Source organism: Shewanella sp. FDAARGOS_354, assembly GCF_002209245.2.
Lineage (GTDB): Bacteria > Pseudomonadota > Gammaproteobacteria > Enterobacterales > Shewanellaceae > Shewanella > Shewanella xiamenensis.
In genome coordinates, this window is sequence record NZ_CP022089.2 from 1,228,293 (window position 1) to 1,242,462 (window position 14,170).

Consider the following 14,170-nt stretch of genomic DNA (forward strand, 5'->3'; position numbering starts at 1 on the left):
CCGATGATGATATTGACGCTGTGCACAGGCAAAATGATTAAACACCAGCAATTGTTTGATGGTTAAAGTCACTTAACTTGCAAGCATCAGAGTTTGATGAGTGAAAAGCAGCCACAAAAAAAAGCGCCATATAGGCGCTTTTTGCTTCAATTACGCAATTAAGCGTAAACGAAGTCAACGTGTTCAATGATTGGCTTGAACGCGTGGCGTTGCATAGCTTGTGCACGAACGCCTACTTCTTTGCCATCTAATACGATAGTCACTACAGAAGTATAGAAGTCAGCGTTAGCTTGAATGTTGATGATGTCTTTATGATCAAAAACAATAGAAACTGGCTCTTTGCCTGCGCCATAAATAACGGCAGGAACTTTACCAGCATGACGTAGGCGGCGGCTCGAACCTTTCCCTATTTCAGTGCGGGTTTGTGCTGGGATAGTGTAAGACATGTGTTTCTCACTTAAATTTAGAGTAAAAAGTATCACCATTCTCGACCAATGGTGACTCATATAAAGCGCGCGCATACTAACACAGTTACTCAGCAGGTACAAGAACAGCCAGACTCTGAATGCAATGGGGTAATAATGGGATATCGTTATCAATTAACAAGAGTATTTATTGAATTGGGAAACTTGTTCTAGCGCTGTTACATAGGCGAAACACCTTTGATCTGAATCGAAAAACACGCGATCTTGATCACACTTAAGCCATTCGATGCCTGTTAAGCTCGAGCAAATTTTGCCACTTCAGCCTTGTAAAACATGTGTCACGAGCTGTATTTATTGCAACAAGAAAATCGACTCTCCTGCCAATTAGCCCGTGAACTGGTCTCACTCATTAAAACTGTCCCCTATCAGCAGACCACGATAGAGTTAAAATTGCTGGAACTGCTCGCCTGCACACAACAAAAAAACCGCAGTTTACTCATGCTAATGCAGATCTGTGAATCACCGGCAGTTGAGAGCCAAAGACTAAGGCAATTTAAGTTTTCACAAAGTCTGAATAAGCAGGTTAGTGATTGGCAGCAACACCGTGAGATGAATAAACTGGGACAAGTTTTTTTGCCGCTACTCGAGTATTACTTACAGGACATCCAAACGCTAGAGCTGCAATTTTATCAGCAGCTCTCATTAAACACTGAGCAAAAGATACAAACTACCAATGCCGCACAGGACCGCAGTCAACGTGCACAAAACCAGACTTAGGATAATAGCCTACGCCTCCTAGCTTAAGTGATAAAGCCGCATCTCTGATTGTCTTTAATTTGACCCCAGGGATCGCAATATCCATTGCCATGCCTTGCATATGGTAACTTTTTTTAGCTACACCACCACTTTTACCTGCCAACATCGCATTGGTTTTTGGTGAGCGGTAACCAGAAATCACATGGATTTCATTATCAGTATTTAACGTCGTCTTAAGCGTATAAAGCAGATCAAATAAGCGTTTATCCATCGGTGCTGTTACATTTTGACGGTGATCTCGCAGCAAGTGGCTAAAATCGGCCAACACTTCATTCTGATAATGGCCATCGACCCAATAGCTACCATTGTTATATTCACCCGTATGGCGATTATACAGGCTAAGCTCACGCACACCTTTGGTTGAACGGCTCGCTATCGCTTTGGAAGGAATTAAGGAACACAATGCCACACCACTGAGGCCTAACAACAACTGCCTACGGGCAGGACAAAGTAAGGTCACATCATCACCTTCTGTTTGTTTTTTGGACACTGAGAACGCAAATTATCGTGAATTGCCATCTAGATCAAGTCTTGATCGACATGCAAACAATCAGATTAAAAAATCCTTCAAAAGTTCAATCAATTAGAGCATGTTAAAAATCGTTGCCGAAACCACATAACTCAGCTCACTCTCCTGCTGGTAAATGTCATTCCGATATTGCACTTCCCCAGCGTCATCAAGCCATACCGTCCAATAGACAATAAATATGGGCAACTTATCAGACAAGGAAAACCATTGGGATTGGGTGATATCTGAACTTAACTTATCCCAAAGGCGCTGATCATTGACTAAATGGCTCTTAAACCAGCGTGCTAATTCTTCAACCTTCTCGACCCGAATACAGCCCGATGATAAAGCTCTGTTAGCCTTTTTAAAGAGACTTGGCTCAGAAGTTCCATGCAAATACACACTAAAACTATTGTCGAAATGAAATTTATAGCGGCCTAAGGCATTTTTGGGTCCTGGCCGTTGCACCAACTGATAAGGAAAATGCGATGAAGCGAGTACTTGCCATTGTTCTGCAGAATGCTCGGCGCGCTTACCATCATAATCGTAAGCATCAAATTCTCGTTCAGTAAGATAATGCCCATCATGGCGAATATGCGGCAGGATATCACGTTGAATAATCGTGCGTGGCACTCGCCATTCAGGGTTCATCACAACACTGGAAATTTGACTTTTTAATAAAGGCGTTGGCCGCGATGCTTTACCGACAATCACTTTAGACTGTAAAGTCACCTTCCCTTCTTCAACTAACTGGAGCTCAAATGCTGGAATATTAACCAGTAGGTAGCGTGCTGGTAACTGTGGTGTCAATATCCACTGTCTCAGCATATTTTTCGCCAGTAACTTAGCCCGAGTATGGGGCGATTGGTTAAGCCAGAAAAGGGTTTGTTTCCCTCGGTGTTTTTCAAGGTAGTTGTCACTCTTTGCTTAAATATTAAGCTGCATTTATTACCCCTTCTATTGGTGCTTTATCTGGGTTTAGGGTCACGGGCCCAACTGCCTCACAATTTCTCACGTCTTTAGACCAGCGCGTCGGTCTTCTTGCCTTTGCCGCTTCAAGCACTTCCTTACGCTTGGCTAAAATAGCGTTATCTAGCTGAGCATGACGTTGTCCTGGTGAGACAAAATTGAGCTGGCTGTGTTTATGTTCATCGTTGTACCAGGTTACAAACTTTTCCACCCATTCTCTTGCTGTTGCTAAGCTGCTAAAACCTGATGCAGGCCACTGTGGTCGGTATTTTAAGGTTTTAAATAACGACTCTGAAAAGGGGTTGTCGTTACTCACCCGCGGCCGACTTAATGATGCCGTAATACCGAGTTCTTCTAGCTTGGCTTTCATGGTCAATGACTTCATCGGCGCCCCATTATCAGAGTGCAGCACTAATGGCGTATTAAAACATTGTTCGCGTAACATGCAGCGTTGGATTAGCGCGGCGGCGTACTCACCGCATTCTTGTTCGTGAACTTCGTAACCCACTATTTTTCTACTGTAAATATCTTCAAACATGTACAGATAATAAAACTGGCCTTTGACGGTTGAAGCCAAATAAGTGATGTCCCACGACCACACTTGATTCGGCCCATCTGCCCGATAACTTAACGGTTTGCTTCGATTAACAGCAGCCTGAGTGCGACCACGATGGTTAAGTTGACCATGAGCATTTAACACTCTGTAGAAGCTGGATTCCGAAGCGATATAAATCCCGTTATCTAATAATGTTGGCACAATTTGCGACGGGGGTAAGCTGGCGTACTCCGCTTGATTACACACACTTAATATCTGTTGTCGCTCATGTTCTTCGAGTTTATTGGCGGGCTCTGGACGAGCCGCTGTCGGCCTTAAATCAGCTTGTACTTGACCTTCTCGATACCAACGTCGATAGGTACGCTTACTGAGGCCCGTTTCAGCACAAGCCTTATAAAGGCGAGCACCATTGGTATAGGCCTCTTGAATTAAGGCAATCAATGCTATGCGCTCAGGCAAGGGGGTTAGCTCTCCTCGCTGTCGTCCCCCCAGAGCGCATTGAGCTTTTTTCTGAGCACCAGTAATGCGGCAGCTTCTGCCAACGCTTTCTCTTTGTAGCGCAATTCCCGTTGCAGCGATTTGATTTCGGCTTTGTCAGCCTTGGCCTGCTGTTTAATGGTTTTAGTTTGTACTTCTGAGGTTTGAAAACCAGACAAGCACTCCAACTTCCACTGTTGTACTTGTTCGCGGTACAAGCCTTTTTCACGACAATACTGGCTTATTTCTGCTTCTGATAGCGGAGCAGTTTCAATAATCACGGCAAGTTTGGCTTCAGCTGACCAATCATCGGCTGTTAATGTTTTACCTGGCACGGGGCGACCTTCTTTTCTGGCAATATCCCGCCAATGATACAAGGTTTGCACCGCAATGCCTTCTTCCCGAGCAACCTCTGCGACCGTTAAATTGTGAGGCGGTAATAATTTTTTAAGGATCGCCTCTTTACGTTCTGGTGAATACCGAGCCATTTTGTTCTCTTTTGCCGCACCCTGTCTTTAAAAATAATGATTATTTAGGGGTGACAACAATCCTGACACAGGGGGCCCTATCACGCCATCGGCCTGTAAGCCGTGTTGCTGCTGGAATTTCTTAATGGCTATCACTAGTTCATCGCGATAAATCATCCCATTACTCACCTCTTCAGCAGATTCGATAGTGAGTTCATTTGGCAGAAAGCCTAATACAAAAAGTCGCTTTGCAATTGGCAAAATCAAAGGACTTTGCTGCCCGGGATTTAGTTTTTCTTCCTGTGTTAACGTATCCCATGAAGTCATGTTCTCTAACCTCATGAGCTGTTTAAGCGTAAAGAGCACAGCTCGGTAATGAGTGTCCTGTTGAGTAAATACCTTACTGATACAAGGTTCAACACATTCCGCTTGCTGATCGAGGTAATACCAATAGCGTTCAAGTTGTTGGTGCATCTTAAGCAGTTCGGCTTGTTCATCAGTACTCAAGGGCCGATGTTGCCATTGGCTGAGTTTTTGATAATTAGCTCGAAATACCGGACTGACATCGGCAAGATCAAGCAACAATGTCTGATCGAGTAGTTGTGTAATAGAAATGTCTAGCTCTGTATAACCATGTGTTAATTCGGTAGACTCAGCGGCTTGTGGTGCACTCGAAACGAATGTAAGCACCATCAACAGCGCTTTTAAATACCATTGAAATGTGCAACACCCCAAGAGATAACACCGCGCAAAACGAGTCACAAACACCATAGACATCTCCCTTTGACAACAGTAACTTAGGTAGGTTAAGAGATGGATAAATGCAATCAGTACAGCAAAAAATCAAATGCCTAATCTCAAACTGCACTTTGCGCTGAAAACAAGGAAAATGTACGCGCAAAAAACGAGCTTATAGCAAGTCAATTCAATCCAGTAAGTCGTGCAACGAATTGTTTGCGATACATTTATTATCCAGAGCGAGATTAGTATTAAGATCACTATAGCTGAAGCTGTTCGTAAAATGCAGCTCACTATCGACCTAAAACAAAAATGCCACTGATCATCAGTGGCATTTTTACTATTTAGCGTAATAGAAAGTAATTAACAGAAGGAGACCAGATCCTCTGGCACAAACTGTTCTGGTAGTTTTTGCAAACTCCGCAGCATTAGAGGATTAGCCAGCACTAAAGCCATTTCCTGGCGATTAAAGAGTGCTAAGGCACTTTGCTGACACTGTGCTTCATGTACTTTGACGTGCACAATGGCTTCAACTGGTTCAATCGGCGTTCCGGCGGCACGTAGTGGCTGTTTATCAACCATGGCTAAGTGAAGCTCCATCAGCGCAGGATCTTTCAGCAATTGCGCTAATGTCCAAGGCTGTTCGATATGCGCTTGGTAAGCCGCACGTGCTTCTTGTGCCCTAATACAAATAGGCGCAGGACTGCGTTCTTCTGGAGTGGCGAGGATCCCAATACGTTTGAAAAACTCCCCAATTTTAATCGAACCGGTCCAAGCCGAAATGGGCACCGCTAACCACAAACCAATCAAGGCGGGGCTCATCCACGCGAGCAATGTTAAGGAGTCCAAAATCGCGGCATAACCCAACATGACGCCCGCCAGCATATGCCAGCGGTGGCGATAAATCAGGGTTAACCAAGGCATGCTACCATCGTCACGGCGCTGTGGAGACCAACCACTATCACGTCCCATCAGAATCGACATTACCGCACCGCAGTGGATGAACATCATGATTGGCGCGATCAATGCTGAGAGAATGACTTCAAATAGCACACTAAGCATCGCTTTAATGCGCCCGCCTACGCTGCGGGCAAATTTGCCATCTTTTAACAGCAACAACACGCCAAAGATCTTCGGTCCAAATAACACCACCATAGTGATATAGAACAGTCTCAATGCCCTATCCGAGTCCATGATTGGCCACGTTGGGAATAATGAGAACTGATCGGTGAAGTACTCTGGACGAATAAAGTGGGCCTGCAAAGCGAGCATCAACCCGGTTAAAATCAATAACAACCAAAATGGCGAAGATAAATACGCCATAATACCCGTCATTAAGTGCAGGCGACTAACCCAATGCAACCCTTTAGTTGGCAGAATACGCGAGTGCTGCAAGTTACCCTGACACCAACGACGATCGCGTACCGCTAAGTCAACAATTGATGGAGGGCATTCCTCGTAGGAACCGGGTAAATCGTATGCAATGACCACACTCCATCCGGCACGGCGGATCAATGCAGCTTCAACAAAGTCATGGCTTAGGATATGACCACCAAAAGGTGGCTTACCCTTAAGATTAGGTAAACCCGCAGCGCCCATAAAGGCTTCAGTCCGGATAATAGCGTTATGGCCCCAGAAGTTACCTTCTTTTTGCACCCACCAACCAAGACCAGTACCGATCACAGGACCATAAATGCGTGCAGCAAACTGCTGCAAACGCGCCATTAAGGTGGTGCCATTGATCAGTGATGGAATCGTTTGAATAAGACCCGCATCAGGATCAGCCTGCATCCGCTGCGCTAAGCCCGTGATAGTGGATGACTCCATCAAACTGTCGGCGTCCAGGACCAGCAAGTGATCATAACGCGAGCCCCAACGACGACAAAAGTCCGCTACGTTACCCGCTTTACGTGCGACGTTTTTACGGCGGCGACGATAATAAACACGAGAATGTTTATGGGTTTCTTGGCGAAGAACTAAAAACGCCTGTTCTTCTAACAGCGCAATTTCAGGATCGGTAGTATCACTTAAGATAAACCAATCAAACGCATGCCCATGACCCGTTTGCGATAATGCTTCAGCCATCACAGATACCGCTGAAAATACCCGGTCAGGAGATTCATTATAAGTAGGCATTAAAATCGCAGTGCGCGTGTGCAGCTCAGTTTGTGCAAGCTCGTTTGGTTTAGGCTTTTTCAATAGGAGGAAAAAGCCAGCAATACCACTACAAAACGCCAGTGCAATCCAGCAGAAGTTAATCGCAAATAACGCCAACATCAAATATTCGAGGGGAGTAATCCCTCCAATACTGAAAACTGCGCCCATTTCATAGATAGCAAAGGCCGATAGTAATAAGGCACCACCAACAACAAACACCCGACGGGAAACCCGTGAACGGACTCCATTTGCCACAGTGCTACGGCGTGGAAATCCTTCAGGCATTTGGGTTAAACTTTGGGGCTCCATAGCGCCTGGCCTTTCATTAGGCATAGCGCTACCACCCACGAGTACTTCAGTCTCAAGTACCGAATTCTCGGATACAGTCATATTATGTTGCTCCGTCATGGACCTTAAAGCGTCCAGCGATAGAGCCAGGTTTCAACCTGACGCGGTGTAGAGAACTTGAGTTCAGCACGCAATTCGATAAGGTCTTTATCTTCGGGCTCTAACTCAAACGCGAGGCGATAACCATTGTTTGCCGCATTACGCGCGATGACAACATTTGAAATTACTCCACCAGAAGATTCAACCTTCGCGAGTGGTAACTCATCAGGCATAGCGCCATTTAGATGATAATCAACGACAAACAAACGTCTAGGGGTCGCTTTAGCAATGTCAGCACGACCACTTGCAGTACGACTTACCACGACAGAATTGGTTTTCGCAACTGGTTCATCGCCCCAGCTCATGCGATAAGCGAAGTGATATTCGCTACCAGCAGGAATAGGCTGACGCGGCTTCCAGAAGCTCACAATATTATCATGAATTTCTGATTCTGTTGGAATTTCTGTCAGAACAACCGCACCTTGTCCCCAGTTGCCCACAGGCTCAATCCATAAACTTGGACGACGCTCATACTGGGCTTCAAGATCCTGATAAGAGGCATAGTTACGTTCACGCTGTATAAGACCAAAGCCTTGTGGTGAGTTATCAGAAAACGCACTCACCTGCAATTGACGTGGATTTGCCAATGGACGCCATAGGTGCTCACCGCGGCCGTTGAACATCAATAAACCGTCTGAATCATGGACTTCAGGTCTAAAGTCATCGGTATCGTGGCGACCGTTTAATGAATGCAGGAACATGCTGGTGCTAGGTGCCAGTCCAACTTTATTTAATTCGACACGAGGGAATAAGGTCGCTTCAACGTCGATTTGGGTGTTATCACCTGGACGTACCGAGAATCGGTATGCACCTGCAACACTCGGGCTATCGAGCAACGCATGTACCACGATCAGATTACTGTCGTAGGATGGACGTTCAACCCAAAAAGCGCGAAAAATCGGAAACTCTTCACCTTCTGGATCAGCAGTTTTTAATGCTAAACCACGGGCAGATAAACCATAAGAGTTACCTTTACCTAAGGCGCGGAAATAACTCGCGCCTTGGAACACCATCAACTCGTCAAAAATACCGTTAGTGTTTAATTGGTTATGGATACGAAACCCTGAGTAGCCGATATCATCATTAGGTAATGCTTGAGAGATAACCTCACCCGCAGTGAAATACTTAGGCTCATAAGCTAAGTGGGTCGCTTGGTTTGCTTCAACGATGGCAATTTCAATTAAATCTTGAAAATAAAACCCGCGGTGAAACATTTGCATTTGAAACGGTAAACCTTGATCGCGCCAAATTGACGATACTGGGTTAAAACGAATATCGCGGTATTCATCATAGGTTAACTTAGCAAGACCAGCAGGCAGTGGATCTTTTAACACGACATAGGGCTTAGAGGCCAATTTACGCGCCAATTTCACCACAGTTTCACCATCAAAGGTGCCTGTTTTGGTGAATCTTACTTGCGTTTTGTTTGCAGGCTGAGCAGTTGCCTTGGGTGGACTCACCACGGGCGTGGTAGGTTTATTCTCAACAGGCTTGGTCTCATCAGCAAATGCAGTGCCCGAAAAGGCGAACGCCGCGCTAAGCGCCAGTGAGCAAATGAGTGAAGAAGGTTTAAACGATTGGCAACGCAACAAGCTAACCATAGGATAGGTAACCTAAAAATAAACTAAGAAATCAACGTTTTTTATATGTACAGTGACATTTTTTTATTGCGGTTTGAGCGAAAAAAAACACCGACTGTTACACATCGCGAAAGATATCAGAAGGAGTAAAAAACTCATAAATAAAGATGCAGTTAACTCCCTTTGCACAATACTATTTAGCAATATACTTATACTTTTAAAGAATATCAAATTCGAATTAACATACCAAATTGATCTTTAAAAGTTACAAAGGCTAATAAAATGCTGCCAAGTTCGCAGAATGAACATAAAATCAGTTAGTTTTACAAACTGGCCACCGACAATAATCTTAGGTGATAGTCGCTAATATGCGAGCCTAAGCATACAAAAAGTGATTCGTGAGAGACTTCATTGACTTACACTCGTAACACTATCGAGGCAAAAATAGGCTGACGACTAAACCAGTCTCTTCACGGGGAGTGATGGTTAGTTGGCCTTGGTGTAAGCCAATAATATGCTGACAAATGGATAATCCCAATCCCGCACCTATACCTTCATTTTCATTGACACGGTAAAAACGCTCGGTGGCATTCGCAATTTGCTCACTTGTCATCCCTTGACCACGGTCGGCGATCTTTATTTCAACGCCTGTGGTGGTTTGCGCTGCACTAATGCTAATTTCAGATTCTACTGGGCTGTATTTACAAGCATTTTCGATAATATTCTTTAAAACCACCAGCATATAAAAACGGTCACACATAATGGATAATCCGGCATCCACGTCAATATTCCACTCATATTCAGTGATCAGGGGCATCAGTTGGTTGAGCGCATCCTCCACCATAGACAACAAGGTATGGGATTGCACATTCAACTCGGCAATCGAATCGACACGAGCGAGCAACAATAATTGTTCTACTGTATGGCTCATGTGCTTAACACCAGCATCAATCGCAGCAAGGTGGATATGCTGAGCAGGTTCATCTGCGACTAATCCCTCTAACCCCTGTTGATGTAACTTAATCACAGATAATGGCGTTTTTAACTCATGGGCGGCATCGGCACTGAAGCGGCGCTCTCTAGCAATGAAGTGTGCAATACTGCTGATATACTGATTGAGTGCCCGTCGAACTGGCACTAATTCCTTAGGCAATGACATAGCTAACGGAGTGAGATCGTTAGGTGAGCGTGCCATTAATTCCCGTTCAAGGGTTTTTAGCGGCCGAAATAGAATATAAAACAGTAAACTGACGATAAACAGGGTTAACGGTACCACAATTAATGGCACTATTACTGCGTTATGCATAATTTGCGAAACCAACTCTTGGCGCACTTCATCCTGCTGAGCCGTGATAATCCACACTTTATATTTAACAGAAAAAAAGCTGAACACATGCCACAGCTCCCCTTCGAATACTTTTTTACTATAGCCCTGCACAAATTTAGTGATCGGCTCACGCCCAATATTGTCTGAAAAAACCAACGCCTGCCCCGCTTCACTCCAGATCTGAAACGCCAGTTTATGTTCATAGGCAAGCTTAAGTGCGTCAGCCTTTTCAGCAAAGCTACTGACTTGACTGTCCGGAACGTGGAGAACTTGAGGTTGTGATTGGGGAAGCTTAAAATCGGCTTCTTCATGGTAGAACAACTCGAGCATTTTTGCGGTTTGCAACATTTGAGCATCAAATAATTCTTCAATTTGATGCTTCGCATCACGAGTGCTAAACCAGCTTGAAATCCCTACTGAAACCGAAATCCCCGAGAGCATTAGCAAGGTTAATAGCAAGCGTAAAGAGTACACATCCAGCACCTTGAGTCGATTCAACCCGTTATCCCCGTCGTTTGTATGAGTGTAACCTGTCTTATAAAGCAGTTACTTCATACCGATAAACGTCGAGTTTGTCACTTAAATCCTTGCATAAATTGCAAGATGGCTAATTCAGTTCCGTAAGGGTGTAGCCAATTCCGCGCACGGTCTTAATTAACTCATTAGCTAATTTTTTACGTAAATGATGAATATGGACTTCGATTGAATTACTGCCCACCTCATCCCAGCCATAGGTGAGCTGTTCCAGCTGATTACGGGTTAACACTCGACCAGCCGACTGAGCAAGTTCGAGTAATAATTGAAATTCTCTGCGTGAAAGGGGCACATTTTGATCGCGAAAAATCACTTCTCGCGTGTTGAGATCAATGCTTAATGCACCAATATTTAAACTGTTATGGTCTAGACCATATTGACGGCGCACAATTGCCCTTATACGTGCCGCTAACTCACGCACATCGAAGGGCTTACCTAAATAATCGTCGGCTCCGACATCTAGGCACTCCAATTTAGTATCAAAATCGGTATTCGCGGTCAGCACTATGGTGGGAATCGATACCCCCTGCGAACGCCATGTTTTAAGGAGTTCTTTACCATTACCGTCGGGAAGACCTAAATCAAGCACAATAGCGCTAAAGGTTTCATTTTTTATTCCCACTAACGCCTGCTGATAGCTACTTAAGTGATCCACCTGCATGCCCATTTTGGCAAGGTTGAGGCAAATTCCCTGGGCCAGTAATTCATTATCTTCCACTAACATGATACGCATGATGATGCCCTATCGAAAAAGACTAAACTGAACCGATTGCTCGGTTAAAAAGGCTTCTGCCTGCTCACCCTGCAACATTGCCATGGTGGCGAGCATTCCCGCGGTAACGCAATTGGGTCCAAGAACGGTCACCGACCGTGGCGCACCGCGCACAGGATATCCGGTTCGTGGATCAATGATATGCCCATAACGCCTGCCATCGACCTCAATAAAACGCCTTGTGTCACCACTCGTCGCTAAAGCACCTTGTGTAATAGCGAGCACTTTGGCTGCACAATCAAGGCGATGCGGATCTTCAATCCCCACCTGCCATGGGACTGAATGCGCTACAGGACAAGCAATATCACCGCCAAAATTCACTAATACCGAAATCTTAGGGTAGGATTCCGCCAGTTCATAGGCCACGCTGTCAACCGCGTATTCTTTTGCAATCCCCCCCACATCAAGTTGCATACCCGTGGGGATTTTTAGCTCGTGTGAATTAAATTCAAGGCGTTCAAATCCCACTAAAGATCGCGCTGCGGCGATATCAGCCATTGTGGGCAGAGTAGCGTCCGGAGTAAAACGCCACACTTGCATCAATGGACAAGCAGAAATATCAAATAGCCCGCCACTAAGCTCAAAGCATTGTTTAGCAAAGGTTAAAAGTTGCCAGGTTTCTTCATCAATGGTCACTGGTTTGCCTTGAGCATGATTCAACTGCCACAGGTAATTACCTTCAATAAAACGGCTGTATTTTTGCTCGATGCGGGACGCCTCCCGAGCTGCCATATCGAGCATATCGTAGGCAATACTCTCATCATGACTGGCAATGAGTAGCTCGCATGGGCTGGCCATTGCCCTAAATTCCCCCAAGAATCCCCAATCACGGCGCAGGAGTCGATATGGCGCACTTGGAGAAAATGATGGCATTTCGGGTTCCTTATGGTGGCGCTTAATGTGGCTTCACCAATGACAGGTTTAAATACAAGTCTTACATACAGGAACTGGGCAACTCAGTTGCCCAGTTCAAACCGTAATAACGTGAACTAATTAGCACAGTTTAGCTTTAAAAAGAATAACTAAACTGTGCAGTAATCGCCTTTTGAGTCGGGAACAGATCATAGTTTTGCAACTGACCTGGGAGTTCGGTGCCATTGTTTTTCGGATCTTGTTGATAGTATTCCAAGCGGTATGTCATCTCATGTCCGCCTGACAAACGGTGACCAAACTTAACCCCTACCGTATAGGCGCTCATATCCCCAATGCGGTAATCAGCACTAGCAAACTCAGGCAATGGTGACTCCGCCATCAAAAAAGGTTGATAGAAATTCACCGCAGCTTGTTGATAATAACGAAGATGCAACTGACCATAAAAACTGCCACTGAAGTAATAACGATAATGGGTTTCTAAGGTGTGTGAGGTTAAATCCCAATCATCGGTAGTATAGCGATAGGAAAAATCGACCACTCCCGAATCGAGCGCGCCTTTAGTCATCATATAAAAACTGTGTTTTAAGCGTGAATCTGGACGATTCTCGTAGACGATATTCTCGGTCGTACCGTTATTGTCTACGACACTTAAGACTTTGTAAGGATCGGTTAAATAGCCACTGACACTCGATAAACCATAGTTCGCTTGCAATAACCAACGCTGATTAAGAATTTGAGTGATACCCAACATCAAATCAGCAGTTTGTTTATCATCGCTACTAGTTTGGCGAGTGGCATCAAATGCACTGCGATAAGCTTCATCGCTGGTAAAGTTATCGCGGATCGCCATCGTTGATAACGCTACAGGCCTGCCACCAACAGGGTCAACCACATCGAAGCTATATGAGGTACCTAAAAACAGCGTGGTGTTGTCCTTATTAAAGCCACGCTCGACACCTGCATTAATCCCCATCGACATATAGTCGAATTCCTTAGAAGCATAAACACCGCCATTGACCTTCCAATCGGGATTCAGTACCTGCGACCAGTTCGCATTTGCCTGAACTCGAGTGTCGTGGAAAGTATCATCGAGCGGGGTTTCTCCCGCTGCTACGGTATATTGGCCATTGCCTGAAGGACGGGTAAAGGTTTGACTGTTACTTTGAGCGACAGCGCCCGAGGCCGAGGCCCCCGTTAAGCTATCAACCACCAGCTTAAGGTCAAGTACACTGTCATCGCCAAAGTTTTTCTGTGCCGTACCTATGGCTTCTATCGCTTGAACTCTGTCCTGTTCACCGTAATACATGAGTGCGGCATCAACTTTCCAGTCATCGATATTTTTCGCCAGCTCGGTTGCATGACCATTGGACGCGAACAAACCACAACTGGCTAAGGCTAACGCACTAGCGATCTGTTTTGTCTGCGGTTTTAGTTGCACAATTTGCGGGGCATTTTTGTCTAACTTATTGTTCTTATTTGTCATGGCTGACAACACCTTTATGTCACTGAAGCTTATTTAGACGA

Annotated in this window: 11 protein-coding genes and 1 pseudogene; 1 reads left to right on the forward strand and 11 read right to left on the reverse strand. The window is 45.1% G+C overall.

What is annotated here, in order from left to right:
- Positions 1-158: 158 nt before the first annotated feature.
- A complete protein-coding gene (gene rplY / locus CEQ32_RS05605) occupies positions 159-446 on the reverse strand; it encodes a 50S ribosomal protein L25 (protein WP_037417983.1) in 288 nt (95 codons plus the stop codon).
- 312 nt (positions 447-758) lie between these two features.
- Here rplY and CEQ32_RS05610 point away from each other — a divergent pair, with 312 nt between their 5' ends.
- Positions 759-1,202 carry a hypothetical protein gene (locus CEQ32_RS05610; protein WP_037417982.1) on the forward strand — a complete coding sequence of 148 codons (444 nt, stop codon included), beginning with the start codon at positions 759-761 and terminating at the stop codon, positions 1,200-1,202.
- Here CEQ32_RS05610 and CEQ32_RS05615 read toward each other — a convergent pair.
- The 10 genes and pseudogenes from CEQ32_RS05615 to CEQ32_RS05660 all read right to left on the reverse strand — a co-directional run bounded on the left by CEQ32_RS05615 (position 1,153) and on the right by CEQ32_RS05660 (position 14,129).
- Positions 1,153-1,701, reverse strand: a complete 549-nt coding sequence (locus CEQ32_RS05615) for a DUF882 domain-containing protein (RefSeq protein ID WP_037417980.1) — start codon at positions 1,699-1,701, stop codon at positions 1,153-1,155. The genes CEQ32_RS05610 and CEQ32_RS05615 overlap by 50 nt on opposite strands.
- Positions 1,702-1,824: 123 nt before the next feature.
- Positions 1,825-2,643 (reverse strand): annotated as a pseudogene (locus CEQ32_RS05620) (L,D-transpeptidase family protein); the annotation flags it as partial.
- 40 nt (positions 2,644-2,683) lie between these two features.
- A protein-coding gene (locus CEQ32_RS05625; RefSeq protein ID WP_088213182.1) for an IS3 family transposase occupies positions 2,684-4,239 on the reverse strand; the annotation gives its coding sequence in 2 pieces (ribosomal slippage) (positions 2,684-3,777 and positions 3,777-4,239; 1,557 coding nt in all).
- A 27-nt stretch (positions 4,240-4,266) separates the two neighbouring features.
- On the reverse strand, positions 4,267-4,989 hold the full coding sequence (locus CEQ32_RS05630; protein ID WP_088585663.1) for a peptidoglycan-binding protein: 723 nt from the start codon (positions 4,987-4,989) through the stop codon (positions 4,267-4,269).
- 330 nt (positions 4,990-5,319) lie between these two features.
- A complete protein-coding gene (gene mdoH, locus CEQ32_RS05635) occupies positions 5,320-7,503 on the reverse strand; it encodes a glucans biosynthesis glucosyltransferase MdoH (protein WP_037417976.1) in 2,184 nt (727 codons plus the stop codon).
- Positions 7,504-7,526: 23 nt separating this feature from the next.
- The gene (locus CEQ32_RS05640; RefSeq protein WP_037417971.1) at positions 7,527-9,161 is read right to left on the reverse strand and encodes a glucan biosynthesis protein G; all 1,635 of its coding nucleotides are present in this window, start codon (positions 9,159-9,161) and stop codon (positions 7,527-7,529) included.
- 409 nt (positions 9,162-9,570) lie between these two features.
- Positions 9,571-10,965, reverse strand: a complete 1,395-nt coding sequence (locus CEQ32_RS05645; protein ID WP_088585664.1) for an ATP-binding protein — start codon at positions 10,963-10,965, stop codon at positions 9,571-9,573.
- 109 nt (positions 10,966-11,074) lie between these two features.
- Positions 11,075-11,734: a response regulator transcription factor gene (locus CEQ32_RS05650; protein ID WP_037417965.1), complete on the reverse strand. Its 660-nt coding sequence runs from the start codon at positions 11,732-11,734 to the stop codon at positions 11,075-11,077.
- A 9-nt stretch (positions 11,735-11,743) separates the two neighbouring features.
- Entirely contained in the window at positions 11,744-12,646 is a 903-nt protein-coding gene (locus CEQ32_RS05655) for an FAD:protein FMN transferase (RefSeq protein ID WP_088585665.1), read from the reverse strand.
- 136 nt (positions 12,647-12,782) lie between these two features.
- Entirely contained in the window at positions 12,783-14,129 is a 1,347-nt protein-coding gene (locus tag CEQ32_RS05660; protein WP_088585666.1) for a DUF3570 domain-containing protein, read from the reverse strand.
- Positions 14,130-14,170: the final 41 nt, after the last annotated feature.